The organism is Pseudomonas sp. GZJR-8 (assembly GCF_002916705.1).
Classification (GTDB): domain Bacteria; phylum Pseudomonadota; class Gammaproteobacteria; order Pseudomonadales; family Pseudomonadaceae; genus Aquipseudomonas; species Aquipseudomonas synxantha_A.
In genome coordinates, this window is record NZ_JXSI01000021.1 from 1 (window position 1) to 327 (window position 327).

General features: G+C 60.6%; 1 pseudogene. It reads right to left on the reverse strand.

The annotated features are described in order from the left end of the window. Window positions 1-327 (reverse strand): annotated as a pseudogene (locus TK42_RS27245) (arabinose ABC transporter substrate-binding protein); the annotation flags it as partial.

Consider the following 327-nt stretch of genomic DNA (forward strand, 5'->3'; position numbering starts at 1 on the left):
TCAGTGGCGCGCACGCCGCCGAGCACGGTGTTGTCGTTCATGCCGCCGATGATCAGGTTCTTCGCCCCGCTCGGCAGCTTGACCAAGGCCGAGTTGGTGGCGTCCATGCTGCCGGGTACGTCGAGGGTTTTAAGCGCGGCGGTGAGGATGTGATCCTTGGGAATACCGGCGTCTTCCAGGGACTTGATCGAGCCGTCAGTGCGCTTTTTACCGGTGTCGAGTTCGTTGAAGGTGTTGATCACCGCATAAGTGTCCTTCCAGTCCCAGCCGCGTTTTTTCGCTTCGGCGGCCATGGCGGCTCCTTGTTTCTGGCCCACTTCAAACGCG